Consider the following 17,887-nt stretch of genomic DNA (forward strand, 5'->3'; position numbering starts at 1 on the left):
GTGGGGCCATGCAGTACGCACAGCTGGGGCGCAGCGGAGCCCGCGTCTCCCGCCTGGTGCTGGGAACCATGAACTTCGGCCCGCACACCGACGAGGCGGACGCCTTCGCCATCATGGACCGGGCCTTCGACGAGGGCATCAACTTCTTCGACACCGCCAACGTCTACGGCGGCGCCGAGCACCGCGGCTGGACCGAGGAGATCGTGGGTCGCTGGCTGGCGAAGTCCGGCCACCGCGACGAGATCGTGCTCGCCACCAAGGTGTTCGGCAAGATGAGCGAGCGCATCAACGACCGCGGCCTGTCGGCCTTCAACATCCGCCGCGCGGTCGAGGACTCGCTGCGGAGGCTCGGCACCGACCACATCGACCTCTACCAGATGCACCACGTCGACAGGGACACCGGTTGGGACGAGATCTGGCAGGCGATGGACGTCCTCGTGACGCAGGGGAAGATCACCTACGTAGGCAGCTCGAACTTCGCCGGCTGGCACATCGCGCAGGGCTCCGAGGCGGCCCGCGCCCGCCACGGCCTCGGCCTGGTGACCGAGCAGTCGCTGTACAACCTGCTCGCCCGCGACATCGAACTCGAGGTGCTCCCAGCGGCCCAACACTACGGGCTCGGCGTCATCGCATGGTCGCCGCTAGCCTCCGGTCGGCTCGGCGGCTCTTCCGGCGGCGTGCGTCGGGCCGGGTACAAGGTCGACGACGCCAAGGCCGCGGCCCTGGCGAAGTGGGAGGACTTCTGCGCCGAGCGGGAGCTCAGGCCCGGCGAGGCCGCCCTCGCGTGGCTGCTGCACCGTCCCGGCGTGCTCGGCCCCATCGTCGGCCCCCGCACGCTCGACCAGCTGATCTCCGCCCTCTCGGCGTTCGACATCACGTTCGGCGAGGAAGCCCTGGCGCGGATCGACGAGATCTTCCCAGGTCCCGGCGGCCCCGCGTCGGAGGCCTACGCCTGGTGAGCCCTCGGCCGCGCCCGACTCAGGGAACGGGATCCGGCTCCGCCGCGCGGCCGGCGTAGGACGGCTCGAGCCGCTTCACGACCCGGATCACCCGGTACGTGACGGGCAGGAAGGCGGCCTCCACGCCGACCTTCCACAGGTAGCCGACCAGGATGTAGTTGACCATCGTCGCGCCCGAGATGACGCCGCCGAAGGCGATGAGGCAGAACAGGATGGTGTCAGCCGCCTCACCGACGACCGTCGAGCCGAGCAGGCGTGCCCACAGCGACCGCTCGTCGGTGCGCTCCTTGAGCTTCACCAGCACCCACGCGTTCAGCAGCTGGCCGGCCAGGTAGCCAACCAGCGACGCGACGACGATCCGCGGGACGAAGCCCAGCACCGCCAGGAACGCCTCCTGGTTCGCGTAGTCTGCGGCCGGCGGCAGCGCCCCGACCACCACGAAGGTCAGCGACGCCAGGACGGACACTGCGAACCCCAGGAAGATGGCCCGCCTGGCACCGCGCAGCCCGTAGACCTCGGCGAGCACGTCGCCCAGCACGTAGGTCAGCGGGAACAGCAGGGCGCCGCCGTCGGTGATGAGAGGCAGCAGCGGGAACCCCCACAGCGTCAGCTCCGGCCCGAGCTGGATCAGCTTCGTCGCGGCGATGTTCGAGATCAGCAGCAGCGCGCAGAACAGGGCCACGACGATGTCGAAGATGCCGCGGGGACTCTCGGCGAAACGGGTGCGTGAGGTGGGCGTCACGGGTCAGATCCTACGGCCGACGCGCCGCGCGGCCTCATCGGGACCCTCCGCTCCGGCGACGCGGAGGCCTGATCGGAGGGGAATGCGCGACGCTCGGGGGTTTCGCCTGAACCTGTCGCCCGGGGGTGGCAGACTCAGCACATGAGCGAAGAATTCGGAGACGGCATCCCCGAGGGATCGGAGCAACTCGACCAGCTTCAGCGGTCTGACTCGCTGATCGACCGCGGCGTCGACGACGTGCTGGACGAGGGCTACATCGCCCCGGACAACTGGTCGCCCGCCCAGGGCTTCGGCAACACGCCTGAGGAGATGCGTCAGGGGGAGACCCTCGAGCAGCGCATCAGGCAGGAGATCCCCGAGCCCGTCCCGGATGTCGAGAACTGGAACCCCAACAACGAGAAGCGTGAGGTCGGAGCCGAGCGGGCCGGCCGGCTGATGCACGTGCAGGGGAGCGGCCGGGAGGACACGCTCGGCGTGGATGTCGGCATCAGCGGCGGCGCGGCGTCGGCCGAGGAGGCTGCGATGCACATCATCTCGGACGACCAGAGCGACGACGACATCATCGAATGAGCCGGGCCGCGCCCCGGTAGTAAGCTGGGACGCCGGGCGAGAGACGCCCACACCGACCAGGAGTGAACCCTGAACAGCAGCAACGCACCCGGCCTGCAGCTCGCGACCCGCACCGTGATGGTGCCGAGCTCGATCGACATGGTCACCCTGCTCGGCCCGAGCGACGCCTTCCTGCGGATCCTCGAGGACCAGCTGGCCGCCGACATCCACGTGCGCGGCGCGCGGGTCACGATCAGCGGCGCCGCCGACCAGGTCGCGAAGGCGGCGGAGATCGTCACCGAACTCGTCACCATCCTGCGCACCGGTCAGGGGCTGACCAGCGAGACCGTCGAGCGCGTCATCGGCATGGCGGACGACCCGCACGCGGCCGCCGCCGAGATCCTGACGCAGAACATCGTCAGTTCGCGCGGGCGGGCCGTGCGTCCCAAGACGCTCAACCAGAAGCGGTACGTCGACGCGATCGACCGCCACACCGTCGTGTTCGGCATCGGGCCCGCGGGCACCGGCAAGACCTACCTCGCCATGGCGAAGGCGGTGCAGGCCCTCCAGAACAAGGAGGTCAGCCGCATCATCCTGACGCGCCCCGCGATCGAGGCGGGGGAACGTCTCGGGTTCCTGCCCGGCACGCTGAACGACAAGATCGACCCCTACCTGAGGCCGCTCTACGATGCGCTGCACGACATGGTCGAGCCCGACTCGGTGCCGAAGCTCCTGACGTCCGGGACGGTGGAGGTCGCGCCGCTGGCCTACATGCGCGGACGCACGCTCAACGACGCGTTCATTATCCTCGACGAGGCGCAGAACACGTCGATGGAGCAGATGAAGATGTTCCTCACGCGACTCGGCTTCGGCTCGAAGATCGTCGTCACGGGCGACGTCACCCAGATCGACCTGCCCGGCGGCACCCGCTCGGGGCTCCGGGGCGTGCAGGACGTCCTCGACGGCGTCGACGACATCGCCTTCTGCACGCTGACGTCGCGCGACGTCGTGCGGCACAAGCTCGTCGGCCGGATCGTCGCCGCCTACGACCAGTTCGAGAGTCTCAACCAGCCACGGGAGCAGCACCGCCGATGATCGACATCAACAACGAGTCCGGCCTCGAGGCCGACGAGCTGGGGCTGGTGGCGCTCGCGCGCTTCGCGCTGGCGCAGCTGCGCATCCACCCGCAGGCCGACCTGTCGATCCTGCTGGTCGACGAGAAGACCATGGAGGACTACCACGAACGGTTCATGGACCTCCCCGGCCCGACCGACGTGATGAGCTTCCCCATGGACGAGCTCCGCGCGCCGGCCGAGGATGAGGAGCCTCCGAGCGGTCTGCTCGGCGACATCGTGCTGTGCCCCGCCGTCACAGCCAGACAGGCGGCCGAGAACGGACGCCTCCCGAACGCCGAGGCCGAGTACCTGCTCATCCACGGGCTGCTGCACCTGCTCGGGCACGACCATGCCGAGCCGGAGGAGAAGGCCGTCATGTTCGGGCTCAACGACAAGATCATCGCCGCCTGGGAACTGGCCCGCCCGTGACACAGGCCGAATGGATCCAGGTCATCGGCGCGCTCGTGTGCGCCGTCGCCGCCTCCCTCCTGGCCGCCGTGGAGACCGCATTGAGCGTCATCAAGGGCTCCAGGGCCGAGCGGCTCGTCGAGCAGGGATCCCGCGGCGCCGAGCGCATCCGGCTCATCGCGGCCGACCCCGCACCGTCGATCAACGCGGTGATGTTCACGCGCGCCGCCTTCGAGACCGCCTCGATCGTGCTGGCGGCCATCGTGATGTTCACGCAGTTCTCGGCCGACTGGGTGCGCGCCCTGGTGACGATCGCCATCATGCTCACGGTGTCGTTCATCCTGTGGGGGGTGGCCCCGCGCACGCTGGGCAGGCAGAACCCCGAGAAGACGCTCACCATCTTCGGCCCGCTGGTCACCGGCCTCACCACCGTGCTTGGCCCCGTCGCGCAGCTGATGATCCTCATCGGCAACGCGTTGACCCCGGGTCGCGGGTACGCGGACGGGCCGTTCGCGAGCGAGGCCGAGCTGCGCGACCTCGTCGACATCGCCGAGGCGAACGAGGTCATCGAGGCCGGCGAGTCCAAGATGATCCACTCGGTCTTCGAACTGGGCGACACGATCGTCAAGGAGGTCATGGTCCCGCGCACCGACATGGTGTACGTGACCCGCGACAAGACGCTGCGCCAGCTGCTGAGCCTCGCCCTGCGCTCGGGCTTCTCGCGCATCCCCGTCATCGGCAAGGACCTCGACGACATCCTCGGGGTCGTGTACCTCAAGGACGTGTCCAAGCGCATCTACGACTTCCCCGACGCGGAGCGGCAGGAGAGTGTGGGCGACATCATGCGGCCCGCCGCGTTCTGCCCCGACTCCAAGCCGGTCAGCGAGCTCCTGCACGACATGCAGCTCAGCCACTCGCACCTCGTCGTCGTGATCGACGAGTTCGGCGGCACAGCGGGGCTGGCGACGATCGAGGACATCCTCGAGGAGATCGTCGGCGAGATCGTCGACGAGTACGACACCGATCAGCCCGCGGTCCAGGACCTGGGGGAGGGACGGTTCCGCGTCTCGGCGCGGCTTCCCGTCGACGAGCTCGGCGCCCTGTTCGACGAGAGGATCGACGACGACGACGTCGAGACCGTCGGCGGGCTGATGGCCAAGCAACTCAACCTCGTGCCCATTCCCGGATCGCGCACCGTGGTGAGCGACATCGAACTGATCGCCGACCGGGCGATCGGCCGCCGCCACCAGATCGGCACCGTCCTGGCCCGCAGGCTCAGCGACGAGGAGCTCGCGGAACTCCGCGGCGAAGAAGGAGAACCCGAAGATGACTGACACCGCATTCCACTCGGGCTTCGCCTGCTTCGTGGGGCGCCCGAACGCCGGCAAGTCGACGCTGACCAACGCGCTCGTCGGCCAGAAGATCGCCATCGCCTCCAGCAAGCCGCAGACCACGCGCCACGCGGTGCGCGGCATCATCACGCGCGACGACGGGCAGCTCGTCCTCATCGACACCCCCGGGCTCCACCGCCCCCGCACGCTGCTGGGCCAGCGCCTCAACGACCTCGTCTACGAGACCTGGAGCGAGGTCGACGTCGTCGGCGTCTGCCTGCCCTGCGACCAGCGCATCGGCCCCGGCGACAAGTTCATCATCTCCGAGATCGCCAAGCTGCCGAAGAAGCCGACGCTCATCGCGCTGGCCACCAAGACCGACCTCGTGACGAAGGAGCGGCAGCTGTCGCACCTGGTGGACGTCGCCGCCGTGGCAGAGGAGCTCGGCGTCACGTGGGCAGAGGTCATCCCCTGCTCCGCGACGGCGGGGGACCAGGTCGACACCGTGCGCGACGTCCTCATCTCGCTGCTGCCCGAGGGCCCGGCCTACTACCCGGACGGCGAGATCACCGACGAGCCCGAGGAGACGCTGATCGCGGAGCTGATCCGCGAGGCCGCTCTGGAAGGCGTCCGCGACGAGCTGCCCCACTCCATCGCCGTCGTCATCGACGAGATCATGCCGCGCCCCGACCGCCCGGAGGACAAGCCGTTGACCGACGTGTTTGCGTCGATCGTCGTCGAGCGGGAGTCCCAGAAGGGCATCATCATCGGCCACAAGGGCGCCCGGCTGCGCGAGATCGGCACGACTGCCCGGGAGCAGATCAACCGCCTGCTTGGCACCCGAGTGCATCTGAACCTGCACGTCAAGGTGCTCAAGGAATGGCAGCGCGACGCGAAGTACCTGAACCGGCTGGGATTCTGACACGCCCCCGGTTCCCTGAGCGCCGTGCCCGGTTCCCCGAGCGCCGTGCCCGGTTCCCCGAGCGCCGTGCCCGGTTCCCCGAGCGCCGTGCCCGGTTCCCTGAGCTTGTCGAAGGGCGCCGAGCGGAGCGAGGCGGGCTTTCCGGGTGTAGATGTGTCTCATGGGCGGCGGGTCGCCGGGTTGGGACTGTCCCCTTCGCTGCGCTCAGGGCGCTTCGACAGGCTCAGCGAACCGGCGTGCTGATCTTTTCGAAGAGCGCCGTGCCCGGTTCCCTGAGCGCTTCGACAAGCTCAGCACAGGCCTGTCGAAGGGCGCCGTGTCCGGTTCCCTGAGCTTGTCGAAGGGCGTCGAGCGGAGCGAGGCGGTGTTCCGGGTGTAGATGTGTCTCATGGGCGGAGGGTCGCCGGGTTGGGACTGTCCCCTTCGCTGCGCTCAGGGCGCTTCGACAAGCTCAGCGAACCGGTTGCCTGAGCTCGGCGAGGGCGCTGAGCCGTCCGGCTGGAGGTCCGACCGCTCCCGACCTCACAGACGCCACCCTTACGTGCAGACGCCACCCTTCTTCGCACATGCCACCGCCATGGCGGTGGCATCTGTGTCCAGCGGTAGCGCCTGCACGAAAGGGTGGCGTTTGACGAGAAGGGTGGCGTCGGGACAATCCCGAGGGTCGGTGGGCCAGGCGGACAGGCGGACCGGCCGTTCCCATGCTGAGAAGTCCGGCCATGTCTCTTGCCTCTGCACCCGAGCCGGGTTAATCTCGGCTCCGTGCGTGGCAGGCTTCTCCTCCTTGGCCGCCGCAGCGGGGCCCAGTCCTGAACGACCAGCCGGCCTCCTCGCTGCGGTGAACTCCCGTGCCCGGCACCACACCCCACCGAGGAACCCGAGGACATGACCACCACCTTCAACACCCGCACGCAGTCCGTGCCCACGCAGCAGCCGACGCCGATGCCGGTGCACCGCTACACCCCGTTCCAGCCCGTCGACGTGCCGGACCGCACTTGGCCGACGAAGCGCATCGAGAAGGCGCCGCGCTGGCTGTCGACCGATCTCCGCGACGGCAACCAGGCGCTCATCGACCCCATGACGCCTGCGCGCAAGATGCGCATGTTCGAGCTCCTCGTCTCGCTGGGGTTCAAGGAGATCGAGGTCGGCTTCCCGTCGGCCTCGCAGACTGACTTCGACTTCGTCCGCCAGCTCATCGAGGGCGACAGGATCCCCGAGGATGTCACGATCTCGGTCCTGACGCAGGCGCGTGAGGACCTGATCTCCCGCACGGCGGAGTCGCTGATCGGGGCTCGAAGCGGCACGATCCACATGTACAACGCGACGGCACAGCTGTTCCGCGACGTCGTGTTCCGCATCTCCGAGGCCGAGTGCGTCCAGCTGGCCGTGCACGGCACGGAGACCGTCATGAAGTACGCGGACAAGTTCCTGGGCGACGTCGAGTTCGGCTACCAGTACTCGCCGGAGATCTTCACGCAGACTCCCACCGACTTCGCCGTCGAGGTCTGCAATGCCGTCAGCGACGTGTGGCAGCCCGGCGAGGGTCGCGAGATCATCTTCAACCTGCCTGCCACCGTCGAGCGTTCCACGCCCAACACGTACGCCGACCAGATCGAGTACTTCATCCGCAACGTCAACAACCGCGAGCACGTCGCGGTGTCGCTGCACCCGCACAACGACCGCGGCACGGCCGTGGCCGCCGCCGAGCTGGCGCAGATGGCCGGCGCTGACCGCGTCGAGGGCTGCCTGTTCGGCCACGGGGAGCGCACAGGCAACGTCGACCTCCTCACCCTGGCGCTGAACCTGTACACGCAGGGCGTGGACCCGCAGTTGGACTTCTCCGACATCGACGCCGTACGGCGCACCGTCGAGTACTGCACAGGTCTGCCCGTCCACCCGCGTCACCCGTACGCCGGCGACCTCGTCTACACGGCCTTCTCCGGCTCCCACCAGGACGCCATCAAGAAGGGCCTCGAGCATCTGGAGGCCGAGGCGCTCAGGGCCGGCAGCACCGTCGGCGACATGCCGTGGGAGGCGCCGTACCTGCCCATCGACCCGCACGACGTGGGCCGCACGTACGAGGCCGTCATCCGCGTGAACTCGCAGTCGGGCAAGGGCGGCATGGCCTACCTGATGAAGTCCGAGTACAAGATGGAGCTGCCGCGCCGGCTGCAGATCGAGTTCAGCCGCGTCGTGCAGCAGCACACCGATGCCCGCGGCGGCGAGGTGTCCCCGCAGGAGATCATGGACATCTTCACCGACGAGTACCTCAGCGAGGGAGCGTGGAAGCTGATCAGGGAGGGCTCCACGTCGGCGAACGGCCAGTTCCACGTCGCCGCCGTGGTCGACGGCCCGACGCGCAAGGGCGTCTCCGTCGAGGGTGAGGGCAACGGCCCGCTGTCGGCCTTCGTCGACGCGCTCAGCCGGGAGGGCGCGAGGATCACCGTGCTCGACTACTCGGAGCACGCGCTCCAGTCCGGCGGCGACGCGAACGCCATCGCCTACGTCGAGTGTGAGGTCGGCGAGGGCGACGACGCCCAGGTGCTGTGGGGCGTCGGCATCGACCCGAGCATCACATCCGCTTCGAAGAAGGCGATCCTGAGCGCCCTGAACCGCGCACAGCGCGGCTGAGCCGCCGCCTGCACGCCCTGAATGAGCTGGTCAGCCGAGGCTGACCAGCTCATTCACGTTGTCGGTGGGGAGGCGATCCGCGACGGCCGTCACCTGCATGGCGTCCAGGGACGCCATGCCGTGGTGCACGGACATGAACGCCGTGTCCGCCGCGTCCCGACCGGTCGCGATGCGCAGGAACGCCTGTCGCGGCGCCAGCGTCGTGGCGTCGACAACCCGCCACTGACCGTCGACGAAGGCCTCGGCGACGGCGTGGAAGTCCATGGGGTCCAGTCCTGGCGCGTAGACGGACACCAGGCGAGCCGGGACGTCGAGCGCGCGGAGCAGCGCGACGACCAGGTGGGCGTAGTCTCGGCAGACGCCCTGCCGGGCCAACAGTGTGCGGACGGCGCCATCGGTGGGAAGCGAGGAGCCGGGTACGTAGGTCAGCCGCGTGCCGACCCATGAGCTCACGGCCGCCAGGAGGTCGGCCCCCTGCAGACCTGAGAACTCGGCGTGCGCGGTGGGGGAGAGCTGGTCCGACTCGCAGTAGCGGCTCGGTCGCAGATAGTGGAGAAGGTCGTAGTCGTCGATGGGCGCTGGGGCGCTCAGGCCCTCGATCTCCAGCCGGTAGTCGACGGTTACCTGCCCGGCCCGAACATCCAGCACGTGCCACCGGGCGCCGTGCGGAGCCGGGATGTTGCGGATCGTTGGCGGGTGGCCCGAAGCGGTCGCGGAAAGCGTCTTCGCTCCGTCTCCGCCTGCGGCAGCGGCGATCTCCAGGACGATCGTCGCGTCGGTGGCGGCTGTGATCTCAAGATGGGCGGTCACGGTCCGGTGCATGCGGTTCTCCTGTCTCGGTGGCGTCACCCTACAGCCTGCGAAATTCTAAGAACTTGCATTCAAATCTGAGAAAACTTAAGGTAGCGTGCGGTCAGCCCCCAAGAACGGCCAGCCCGGCCGGACGAAAGGACCACACCATGAACCTGCGAAGGACCATCGCCTCCGTGTTCGTCGCCGTAGCTCTCCTGGGAGCCGGCTTCGTTCCCGCCGCGTCCGCCGACGCGCCGGCACTGCCGGCCAAGTCGTCGGCCTCCGCACCGAAGTCGAGCAAGACGAAGGTGACGTCGAAGCCGTCCACGGTGACGAACAAGACGAAGTTCACCGTCAAGGGCAAGGTGTCCCCGGCACGCAAGGGCGCGGTCGTCGAGCTTCAGCGTCTCAACGGCAAGAAGAAGTGGGTCAAGGTCGCTTCCACGAAGACCAGCTCGTCGGGTGCCTACAAGCTGAGCGCCAAGATCTCGCGGACCAGCAGCAGCGCGACGCTGCGCGTCGCGACGAAGAAGACGGCCAAGTACGCGAGCTCCGCGACGGGCCGCTTCCGGGTAGAGATCCTGACGAAGAAGGCCGCGAAGGCCGTGGCAGTCGCGAAGAAGCAGGTCGGCAAGCGGTACCGCTACGGAGCCACCGGCCCCAGCGCCTTCGACTGCTCAGGGCTGACGAGCTACGCCTACAAGTCGGCGGGCGTGAAGCTGAGCCACTCCGCGAGGACGCAGTCCAGGAACGGGAAGAAGGTCGCCAAGAAGGATCTGCAGGCGGGAGATCTGGTGTTCTTCTACGCTCCCATCAGCCACGTCGGGATCTACATCGGCAACGGCAAGATCGTGCATGCCGGATCCTCGCGCACCGGCGTCGAGATCGCCAAGCTCTCCTGGATGCCCTACAGCGGAGCCCGACGGGTCGGCTGAGTCGGCTGCTCGCCCGCCGGAGTTCTCCCGTCGGCGCGACACGACCGGCGCCAACCGACGCATCCGCAGGGAGTGTAGATCGGCCGGCGAGAGACAACGACGCGGCCATCGAATCCCTTCAGGTGGGTAGGCGGTGGGGATGATGGCGCCAACCCGCAGACAGTCCAGGCACACGTCGAGGGCCCCGGGAAGCGCGCCCGACTAGGCCGGCCGCCGGCGGCGGGCCACCGCGGTACCTCCGAGACGAATGCCGGGGCCGGGAGACCTGGCTCTGCACGTCGACGCCCGGAAGGTAGGGTGAACGCCATGCCGAAGCTCACCGACCGCGTCGCCGGTGACGCCGACACCCTGTACGAGCACTTCACGGCCTGGGCTGAGGGCGAAGGCATCCAGCTGTATCCCCACCAGGACGAGGCCGCGATCGAGCTGTTCAGCGGAAACAACCTGATCCTCGCGACGCCAACGGGATCGGGAAAGTCGATGGTGGCGTTGGCCGCGCACTTCGCGGCCCTCGCCACGGACCGGGTCTCCTTCTACACGGCACCCATCAAGGCACTGGTGAGCGAGAAGTTCTTCGCGCTGTGTCAGGTCTTCGGGGCCGACAACGTCGGCATGGTCACCGGCGATGCCTCCGTCAACGCGGACGCGCCCATCATCTGCTGCACGGCCGAGATCCTCGCCAACATCGCGCTGCGTGAGGGGCGCGACGCCGACGTCGGTCTCGTGATCGCGGACGAGTTCCATTTCTACTCCGAGCCCGATCGCGGCTGGGCCTGGCAGGTCCCTCTGCTGGAGCTGCCTCAGGCGCAGTTCCTGCTGATGAGCGCCACGTTGGGCGACGTCTCCGAGATGGCGGCGCAGTTGAGTGAGTTCACCGGGCGCCCCACGAACGTCGTCGACGACGCCGAGCGTCCCGTCCCCCTGCTGTTCGAGTGGTCGACGAGGCCGCTGCAGGAGCAGGTCCTCGAGCTGGTGCGCGAGCAGAAGGCACCCATCTACATCGTTCACTTCACACAGGCGGACGCCCTGGAGCGCGCCCAGTCCCTGCTCAGCGTCAACCTCATCACCCGACACGACGCGGACCTGCTCGCCGAGGAGATCGGGGCATTCAGGTTCGGACCCGGTTTCGGGAAGACCCTGCAGGGGCTCGTGCGGCGCGGCATCGGCGTGCACCACGCCGGGATGCTGCCGAAGTACCGGCGCCTCGTCGAGCAACTCGCCCAGACGGGCCTGCTGAAGGTCATCTGCGGCACCGACACGCTCGGCGTCGGCATCAACGTGCCCATCCGCACCGTGTTGTTCACGGGCCTGACCAAGTACGACGGCAACCGGGTACGGCGCCTGAAGTCGCGTGAGTTCCACCAGATCGCCGGCCGGGCCGGGCGGGCGGGCTTCGACACCGTCGGCTTCGTCGTGGTCCAGGCGCCCGAGCACGTGATCGAGAACGAGCGGGCGCTCGCCAAGGCCGGCGACGACCCGAAGAAACGCCGGAAGGTCACGCGGAAGAAGCCGCCGGAGGGCTTCGTGAACTGGAACGGGGAGACATTCGACAGGCTCAAGGTCGCCGAGCCGGAACAGCTCGTCAGCCGGATGCAGGTCAACCACGGGACGCTTCTGAACATCGTGCAGCGACCCGGCGACGCGGCCTCCGCGCTCAAGAATCTCATCGAGACGAGCCACGAGTCGCCGGACCGGAAGCGCGCGCTGAAGCGTCGTGCCGTGTCCCTCGCCCGTGGTCTCGTCGCCTCCGGCGTCATCGTTCGCGGCGACGACGGCTACCGGCTGGCTGACGACGTGGCCGAGGATTTCGCGTTGAACCAGCCGCTCGCCCCGTTCGCGGTGGCCGCGTTGGAACTGCTCGACCCCGAGGGCGACTCCTACGCCCGCGACGTCGTCTCCGTCATGGAGTCCGTGCTCGACGACCCGTTCCAGGTCCTTCTTGCCCAGCAGCATCAGGCCCGCGGCGAAGCCGTCGCGCAGCTGAAGGCCGACGGCGTCGAGTACGAGGAGCGCATGGAGCGCCTCGAGGCGATCACCTGGCCGAAGCCACTTGCCGATCTGCTCGAACCCGCCGTCGACATCTACGCGCAGGCCCACCCCTGGGTGGACGCCACCGCGCTGTCCCCGAAGTCCGTGGTGCGTGACATGTGGGAACACGCGATGAACTTCACGCAGTTCATCGGCTTCTACAAGCTGCAGCGCAGTGAGGGCACTGTGCTCAGGTACCTGTCCGACGCGTACCGGGCGCTCCGGCACACGGTCCCGGACGATTACCGCAACGAGGAATTCGAGGACATCGTCGAGTGGCTGGGGGAGACCATCCGCCAGACCGACTCGTCGCTCCTCGACGAGTGGGAGTCGCTCACCGACCCCGAGAAGGTCGCCGAGGCCGCGGCGCTCGCCGCCCAGGGAGCGCCCCCGCCGCCCCCGCGTCCCGTCACGGGCAACGAGCGGGCGTTCACCGCAATGATCCGCACCGCCATGTTCCGCCGCGTCGAGCTCGCAGCCCGCGACAGGTGGGAGCAGCTCGGAGCGCTGGAGGAGTCCGCGGCCCAGCTCGTCGAACCGCCGCTGGAGGTCCCGTTCGACGCCGAGGCCTGGGACGACGCGCTCGCCGACTACTGGGACGAGCACGACGACATCGGCATCGACGGCGGCGCCCGCAGTCCCGGGCTCTTCTCGCTGGCGAAGGCTCCGAAGGTCTGGACCGCGACGCAGATCATCGACGACCCAGCGGGTAACCACGACTGGCGCATCACCGCCGACATCGACCTCGCCGCGAGTGACGCTGCCGGCTCGGCTGTCGTCCGGACCACGTCCTTCGGCCGCCTCGACGGCTGACAGCAGACCCACACCTTCGCAGTCGACCCGGTAGCCGTCAGGGCCTGGGCCGGTGCTGGCCGTGGGCGTGCCGTCGGGTCAGCGCCTCCACACCTCTGTCGATCCGGACGGCTGGCCGCGACAATGGCAGCCAGCAGCCAGCCGGCGGTCAGGGTGGCGGGAGCCCGAGGTGTCGGGGCTGGCGACAGTCGTTGCTTGGCTGTCCACCCGCCCTGCGCTGACCGTGCCTGGGCAGCGCGTCCAGCCGGGTCCTGCGTCGGGCGTCCCGCACCGTCCGATGCCCGCTGCTGTGCGCCGCACGATGCCTTGCGTCCGGACGCCGCCCGTTGCCCGCTGCTGTGCGCCGCGCGATGCCTTGCGTCCCGACGCCGCCCGCTGCTGTGCGCCGCACGATGTGCTGCGCTCGGACGCCGCCCGATGCCCGCAGTCCGAGAGGCCACGCGCCGTCCCGACGCTTGGCAGCGTGCGTGGAGTCGCTCGGCCCGTCTCGGCGCGGCGCTGCCTGGCGCCGGGCGCTTCCAGGTGGGTGCGTGCGGCATCCAGGGCCCGAACCGGGCGGCCCTGCGTCGTCCGTTCTCCGGAGTGGGGGTGTGTCGGGGCGCGTCGCTGGGTCAGCTGGTGTCTGGGGGTTCTCGGCCGAGTGTGGGTCTGCCGGTGTGGGGGTTGAGGGTGATGTGCCAGCCGTCGGGGGAGGTGGTGCCGGCGGCGGGGCCGGTGTGGGTGGGTTCGACTTTGGGGTGGTGGTAGGGGCAGAGCAGTGCGAGGTTGGTCAGGGATGTGCTGCCGCCTGCCCACCATGGGGTGATGTGGTGGGCGTCGCATTCGAGGGCGGTGGCGTGGCAGCCGGGGAAGATGCAGCCGTTGTCGCGGAGGTTGAGGGCGTGGCGGATGGCGGGGGTGACGAAGCGGTGTGCGCGGCCGACGTCGAGGATTTCGGACTGCGCGCCCAGGACGATGGGGATGATCTGGGCGTCGCAGGCCAGCCGACGTAGTTCTTTGGCTGGGAGGCGGGCTCCGGAGGGGAGCTGGCCGGAGGCGTGGAGTTGGGTGGCGAGTTCGGTGTAGTCGATGGTCACGATAAGCGTCGCGGGTGTGTATGGGTCCGGGCTGTTGCTCGCGTCGGAGCCTTCAGATCCGCGGTTCGTTGAGCTTGTCGAAACGCCCTGAGCCTGTCGAAGGGTTGGCGGCTTCGGCTGTGGGGGATCGGCTGGCGGTGCTGCCGCGGTCGTGAGGGTGGTGAGGGCGTCGGCCTGGCGTTGGTCCCAGCGGGGTGTGTCGTGTCGGCGGTGCTGGCGTCGTTGGGCGCGTTTGGCGTGGTTGACCTGGATGGTGATGGCCCGGATGACCTGCTCGGCCTCGAGGGTGGGGAGGGAGCCTTTGAAGTACCAGGAGCCGGGATGGGTGGTGTCTTCGCCCCAGGTGAAGGAGCGGCGGGCCAGAGCGTCGGCGCGTTGCCGGGCGAGTCGGGTGTCGCGTTCCTCGGCGGTGGGGACCAGGTCGGGTGCGACGGCGGCCAGCACGTCGTCGGTGGAGGCGGTCAGGCGGCCCGGAGTCTGATTCGCGGCCTTCGCGATGAGGAACTCTCGCGCTCTTTCGCGCTGCTGGGTGTTGAGGGTGTGGGGGAGTGTGTCGAGGGTGCGGCGGATGGCCTGGGCGTGCTGGGGTGAGAGGTTGCCGTCGATGACGCGGCGGGCGACGTCGTTGTGGTGGGCGATGTCGCGGGCCTGGGTGACGGTGCGGAGGGTGTCGCGGACATCGAGGTGTTCCTGCTGGCCGAGCAGGGTGGGGAGTTGGGTTCCGGTGACGGCTTCGGCTGAGTGGTTGGCTTCTGCTTCGCCGGTGAGCATGGCCACGAGGCCGGCGAGTTGTCCCTGGGCGCGGCGGGCGGTCTGGAGGAGGGTGAGGCGTTCGTGGTGGCTGATGTGGGTGCGTTGGGGGTGGTCGATGGCGGCCAGCGCGGCACGGATTGCGGTCAGTGCCGCGTCGGTGGTGAGTCTGGTCGTGGGTTCCATGTCTTCACGGTAGAGATCGGCACCGACAGAAATCGTTCGCATGTTCGACGTGTTCGCTGAGGGTGAAACCTCGTGCGGGGTGTTGGTCGTTTTTCGTGACGGGACCGGGGAGAAGCGGGCAATGCCCGATTTTCGGCACCGGCCGGGGGTGCGCTGGGGGAAGGAAGCAACCGAGCTGAGGAAGCGTCCGGGCGCTGAAGGGGTGCCACGGAGGGGCGGTGTGCGTTTCTCGTGACGAGACCGGGGAGAACCGGGCACTGCCCGATTCTCAGAAGCGGCCGGGAGGGGACGGGTGGTGAACGAGGGCGGTCAGGCGGTGCCGAAGCGGCGCTCGCGCGACACATACTGCTCCACGGCCGCCCAGAGGTCGCGGCGGTCGAAGTCCGGCCATAGACGGTCGAGGAAGATGAACTCCGCGTAGGCCGACTGCCACAGCAGGAAGTTCGACGTGCGCTGCTCACCGGAGCTGCGGAGGAACAGATCGACGTCGGGGATCTCCGGCTCGTCGAGGAACTTCGCGAAGCGGTCCTCGGTCAGCCTGTCGGGGTCGAGCTTGCCGGCCTTCGCCAGGCGGGCGATCTCGCGGGCCGCGTCGACGATCTCCGCCCGGCCGCCGTAGTTCACGCAGAATTGCAGCGTCAGCGTGGTGTTGTCCCGGCTCATCTCCTCGGCGACCTCGAGCTCCCTGATCACCGACCCCCACAGCCTCGGGCGGCGCCCGGCCCAGCGGATCCGGACGCCGAGGTCGTTGAGCTCGTCGCGACGACGGTGGATCACGTCCCGGTTGAAGCCCATCAGCCAGCGCACCTCCTCCGGCGACCGCTTCCAGTTCTCCGTCGAAAAGGCGTAGGCCGAGAGGTACGGGATGCCCTGCTCGATGGCCCCGTGGACGACGTCGAGGAGCGAGGCCTCGCCCATCGCGTGACCCTCCGTGCGCTTCAGGCCGCGCTGCTTCGCCCAGCGGCCGTTGCCGTCCATCACGATCGCGACGTGTCGGGGCAGCGCCTTCTTCGGCAGGTCGGGCGGGGTGGCGCCACTGGGGTGAGGCGTGGGGCGACGGCGAGGCTCAGGCACGCTCCAAATCTAGCGGCCTACAATTCTCCGGTGCCCACCTACCGTGACGAAGCCGTGGTGCTGCGGACTCACCAGTTCGGTGAGGCTGACCGCGTCATCATTCTGCTGACACGCGCCCACGGCAAGGTGCACGCCGTCGCGAAGGGGGTCCGGCGAACCTCGTCGAAGTTCGGTGGCCGGCTCGAGCCGTTCCAGCACATCGACATCCAGTTCGCCCAGGGACACGGCCTGGACATCGTGACGCAGGCCGTGTCGCTGCACAGCAGCAGCCTCGGCGCCGACTACTCGAGATTCACGGCGGCCCAGGTACTCGTCGAGACGGCCGAGCGACTCGTCTCGGAGGAGGGAGTCCCCTCCCTGCAGCAGTACCGTCTCCTCCTCGGTGCGCTGCTGGCACTCGACGCCGAGGACCGGCCTGCGCCGCTCATCGTCGACTCCTATCTCCTGAGGGCACTTGCCATCGCCGGCTATGCCCTCGCGACGGAGGCCTGCGCGGGCTGCGGAGACGTGGACGTCCGCTGGTTCTCCCCGCAGGGCGGTGGTGCGGTATGCACGGCGTGCCGGACCCCCGGCTCCGCCCAGCTGTACCCGGGGGACTCCGCGTACCTCGGGGCGCTGCTCGCCGGTGACTGGGCCGCGGTGACCGCCGCCGACCGCGCCACGCAACAGCGCGTCGACGGGATGGTCGTGGCCTACTCCACCTGGCACCTGGAGAGGGCGCTCCGGTCGCTCCCGTTCTTCGAACGTTAGGGTTGAGGCCATGCGCCTCATTGCCACCGACGTCGACGGGACCCTCATCCGCAGCGACCACACGCTCTCCACGCGGACCCGCCGAGCCTTCCAGGCGGCGCGCGACGCGGGCATCCGGGTGCTGGCGATCTCGGGCAGGCAGCCCTACTCCATCGGCGCCATCGTGCAGGGCACCGCGCTCATGGGGCCGTGCGTCGGCAGCAACGGCGCGGTCATCACTGACCTCGAGACCCGCCAGGTGCTCTGGCAGGCGACCGTCGCGATCGACGTCCAGCAGCGACTCGTCGACGAGATGACGGTGCTGTTCCCGACGCTGAAGGCCGTGTCCGTGCGCGATGGGGGAGACCTCTATTTTGCCGAGGCCGGTTACCAGGGGTTGGCCGACCCGGGTGAGCTCGAGACCCTCTGGCCGGTCACCCAGCGCATCGGCGACCGCGAGGAGGTGTTGGCGGCACCCTCGGGCAAGCTGGTCCTGCGTGACGACCACCACGACCCGGCGGATCTCCTGGCTGCCGCTCGCGGCCTGGGCATCGACGGCTTCCACGCCACCACCAGCGGTGCGCCGTTCCTGGAGGTCGGCCCGGTGGGCGTCACGAAGGCAGTGGCCCTGGCGCGCCTGTGTGACCGATGGTGCATCGACCGGGCCGACGTCGTGGCCTTCGGCGACAACCTCAACGACGTCGAGATGCTGCGCTTCGCCGGCCTCGGCGTCGCGATGGGCAACGCCGAGCCGGAGGCGGTCGCGGCGGCCGACCGTGTGACGCTGACCAACAACGAGGACGGCGTCGCCGCCGTGATCGAGACGCTGCTGTAGCCGGTCAGGCCG

Annotated in this window: 15 protein-coding genes; 11 read left to right on the plus strand and 4 right to left on the minus strand. The window is 69.0% G+C overall.

Annotation, left to right across the window (positions count from 1 at the left end; genetic code table 11):
• Positions 1–8: 8 nt before the first annotated feature.
• Entirely contained in the window at positions 9–959 is a 951-nt protein-coding gene (locus QH948_RS05700) for an aldo/keto reductase (RefSeq protein WP_281145889.1), read from the plus strand.
• Between the two features lie 19 nt (positions 960–978).
• On the opposite strand, the gene QH948_RS05705 is transcribed toward QH948_RS05700, so the two are convergent.
• On the minus strand, positions 979–1,701 hold the full coding sequence (locus tag QH948_RS05705) for a queuosine precursor transporter (RefSeq protein WP_281145890.1): 723 nt from the start codon (positions 1,699–1,701) through the stop codon (positions 979–981).
• A gap of 141 nt (positions 1,702–1,842) precedes the next feature.
• Between QH948_RS05705 and QH948_RS05710 the strand changes: the two genes are divergently transcribed.
• The 6 genes from QH948_RS05710 to leuA all read left to right on the plus strand — a co-directional run bounded on the left by QH948_RS05710 (position 1,843) and on the right by leuA (position 8,657).
• Entirely contained in the window at positions 1,843–2,271 is a 429-nt protein-coding gene (locus tag QH948_RS05710; RefSeq protein WP_281145891.1) for a DUF5709 domain-containing protein, read from the plus strand.
• 117 nt (positions 2,272–2,388) lie between these two features.
• Positions 2,389–3,345 carry a PhoH family protein gene (locus tag QH948_RS05715; RefSeq protein WP_281145892.1) on the plus strand — a complete coding sequence of 319 codons (957 nt, stop codon included), beginning with the start codon at positions 2,389–2,391 and terminating at the stop codon, positions 3,343–3,345.
• Complete coding sequence (gene ybeY / locus QH948_RS05720) at positions 3,342–3,794, plus strand: rRNA maturation RNase YbeY (protein WP_219080127.1); 453 nt, start codon at positions 3,342–3,344, stop codon at positions 3,792–3,794. Before QH948_RS05715 ends, ybeY begins: the two co-directional genes overlap by 4 nt.
• Positions 3,791–5,107 (plus strand): hemolysin family protein, encoded by a 1,317-nt coding sequence (locus QH948_RS05725; protein WP_281145893.1) that lies wholly within the window; start codon positions 3,791–3,793, stop codon positions 5,105–5,107. The genes ybeY and QH948_RS05725 overlap by 4 nt, the downstream gene beginning before the upstream one ends.
• Positions 5,100–6,026 (plus strand): GTPase Era, encoded by a 927-nt coding sequence (era, locus tag QH948_RS05730; RefSeq protein ID WP_219080123.1) that lies wholly within the window; start codon positions 5,100–5,102, stop codon positions 6,024–6,026. The genes QH948_RS05725 and era overlap by 8 nt, the downstream gene beginning before the upstream one ends.
• A gap of 885 nt (positions 6,027–6,911) precedes the next feature.
• Positions 6,912–8,657: a 2-isopropylmalate synthase gene (leuA, locus tag QH948_RS05735; RefSeq protein ID WP_281145894.1), complete on the plus strand. Its 1,746-nt coding sequence runs from the start codon at positions 6,912–6,914 to the stop codon at positions 8,655–8,657.
• Between the two features lie 30 nt (positions 8,658–8,687).
• On the opposite strand, the gene QH948_RS05740 is transcribed toward leuA, so the two are convergent.
• Positions 8,688–9,479 carry a transglutaminase-like domain-containing protein gene (locus QH948_RS05740; protein WP_281145895.1) on the minus strand — a complete coding sequence of 264 codons (792 nt, stop codon included), beginning with the start codon at positions 9,477–9,479 and terminating at the stop codon, positions 8,688–8,690.
• A gap of 137 nt (positions 9,480–9,616) precedes the next feature.
• On the opposite strand from QH948_RS05740, the gene QH948_RS05745 reads away from it, so the two are divergent.
• Both QH948_RS05745 and QH948_RS05750 read left to right on the plus strand, forming a co-directional pair.
• Positions 9,617–10,384, plus strand: a complete 768-nt coding sequence (locus QH948_RS05745) for a C40 family peptidase (protein WP_281145896.1) — start codon at positions 9,617–9,619, stop codon at positions 10,382–10,384.
• 306 nt (positions 10,385–10,690) lie between these two features.
• The gene (locus QH948_RS05750) at positions 10,691–13,225 is read left to right on the plus strand and encodes a DEAD/DEAH box helicase (protein ID WP_281145897.1); all 2,535 of its coding nucleotides are present in this window, start codon (positions 10,691–10,693) and stop codon (positions 13,223–13,225) included.
• Positions 13,226–13,836: 611 nt separating this feature from the next.
• Here the strand turns inward: QH948_RS05750 and QH948_RS05755 are convergent.
• Together QH948_RS05755 and QH948_RS05760 are read right to left on the minus strand one after the other, a co-directional pair.
• On the minus strand, positions 13,837–15,237 hold the full coding sequence (locus tag QH948_RS05755; RefSeq protein ID WP_281145898.1) for an HNH endonuclease signature motif containing protein: 1,401 nt from the start codon (positions 15,235–15,237) through the stop codon (positions 13,837–13,839).
• A 309-nt stretch (positions 15,238–15,546) separates the two neighbouring features.
• Positions 15,547–16,320 carry an isoprenyl transferase gene (locus QH948_RS05760; protein WP_281146145.1) on the minus strand — a complete coding sequence of 258 codons (774 nt, stop codon included), beginning with the start codon at positions 16,318–16,320 and terminating at the stop codon, positions 15,547–15,549.
• A 21-nt stretch (positions 16,321–16,341) separates the two neighbouring features.
• Here QH948_RS05760 and recO point away from each other — a divergent pair, with 21 nt between their 5' ends.
• Together recO and QH948_RS05770 are read left to right on the plus strand one after the other, a co-directional pair.
• Entirely contained in the window at positions 16,342–17,061 is a 720-nt protein-coding gene (recO, locus tag QH948_RS05765; RefSeq protein WP_281145899.1) for a DNA repair protein RecO, read from the plus strand.
• Positions 17,062–17,071: 10 nt separating this feature from the next.
• The gene (locus QH948_RS05770; RefSeq protein WP_281145900.1) at positions 17,072–17,875 is read left to right on the plus strand and encodes a Cof-type HAD-IIB family hydrolase; all 804 of its coding nucleotides are present in this window, start codon (positions 17,072–17,074) and stop codon (positions 17,873–17,875) included.
• Positions 17,876–17,887: the final 12 nt, after the last annotated feature.

The sequence above is a fragment of the Tessaracoccus lacteus genome (assembly GCF_029917005.1).
GTDB classification, from domain to species: Bacteria; Actinomycetota; Actinomycetes; order Propionibacteriales; family Propionibacteriaceae; genus Arachnia; species Arachnia lactea.

Excerpts from the sequence above, each read along its gene's own strand:
- QH948_RS05700 (WP_281145889.1), top strand. The coding sequence starts at position 9 with ATGCAGTACGCACAGCTGGGGCGCAGCGGAGCCCGCGTCTCCCGCCTG.
- QH948_RS05710 (WP_281145891.1), top strand. The coding sequence starts at position 1,843 with ATGAGCGAAGAATTCGGAGACGGCATCCCCGAGGGATCGGAGCAACTC.
- QH948_RS05715 (WP_281145892.1), top strand. The coding sequence starts at position 2,389 with ATGGTGCCGAGCTCGATCGACATGGTCACCCTGCTCGGCCCGAGCGAC.
- ybeY (WP_219080127.1), top strand. The coding sequence starts at position 3,342 with ATGATCGACATCAACAACGAGTCCGGCCTCGAGGCCGACGAGCTGGGG.
- era (WP_219080123.1), top strand. The coding sequence starts at position 5,100 with ATGACTGACACCGCATTCCACTCGGGCTTCGCCTGCTTCGTGGGGCGC.
- leuA (WP_281145894.1), top strand. The coding sequence starts at position 6,912 with ATGACCACCACCTTCAACACCCGCACGCAGTCCGTGCCCACGCAGCAG.
- QH948_RS05740 (WP_281145895.1), bottom strand. The coding sequence starts at position 9,479 with ATGCACCGGACCGTGACCGCCCATCTTGAGATCACAGCCGCCACCGAC.
- QH948_RS05745 (WP_281145896.1), top strand. The coding sequence starts at position 9,617 with ATGAACCTGCGAAGGACCATCGCCTCCGTGTTCGTCGCCGTAGCTCTC.
- QH948_RS05750 (WP_281145897.1), top strand. The coding sequence starts at position 10,691 with ATGCCGAAGCTCACCGACCGCGTCGCCGGTGACGCCGACACCCTGTAC.
- QH948_RS05755 (WP_281145898.1), bottom strand. The coding sequence starts at position 15,237 with ATGGAACCCACGACCAGACTCACCACCGACGCGGCACTGACCGCAATC.
- QH948_RS05770 (WP_281145900.1), top strand. The coding sequence starts at position 17,072 with ATGCGCCTCATTGCCACCGACGTCGACGGGACCCTCATCCGCAGCGAC.